The following is a 596-nucleotide window of genomic DNA, read 5'->3' as shown; positions in this document are numbered from 1 at the left end:
GCCCGTCTCGTCGGCATCCGTCCCTACAACGCCATCGCCTTCTCCGGCCCGATCGCGGTGTTCGTCAGTGTCTTCCTGATGTACCCCCTGGGTCAGAGCAGCTGGTTCTTCGCGCCGTCCTTCGGGGTGGCGGCGATCTTCCGCTTCCTGCTGTTCCTGCAGGGCTTCCACAACTGGACGCTCAACCCGTTCCACATGATGGGCGTGGCCGGCATCCTCGGCGGTGCCCTGCTGTGCGCCATCCACGGCGCGACGGTGGAGAACACCCTGTTCGAGGACAGCGACCAGGCCAACACCTTCAAGGCGTTCGAGCCCACCCAGGAAGAGGAGACCTACTCGATGGTCACCGCCAACCGCTTCTGGAGCCAGATCTTCGGGATCGCCTTCTCCAACAAGCGCTGGCTGCACTTCTTCATGCTGTTCGTGCCGGTGATGGGTCTGTGGACCAGCAGCATCGGCATCATCGGCCTGGCCCTCAACCTGCGGGCCTACGACTTCGTGAGCCAGGAGATCCGCGCGGCGGAGGATCCTGAATTCGAGACGTTCTACACCAAGAACATCCTGCTCAACGAAGGTCTGCGTGCCTGGATGGCCCC

Annotated in this window: 1 protein-coding gene; it reads left to right on the top strand. The window is 63.1% G+C overall.

Annotated elements, in window-relative coordinates; genetic code table 11:
• Positions 1-596: photosynthetic reaction center family protein (locus VB737_RS17245; protein WP_500314779.1), on the top strand; the 596-nt coding region annotated here is incomplete at both ends.

It is taken from the genome of Synechococcus sp. BA-120 BA3 (assembly GCF_034931285.1).
Lineage (GTDB): Bacteria > Cyanobacteriota > Cyanobacteriia > PCC-6307 > Cyanobiaceae > Cyanobium.
Note: the sequence above shows the minus strand (reverse complement) of the source record. Positions and strands in the feature narration are given on the sequence as shown.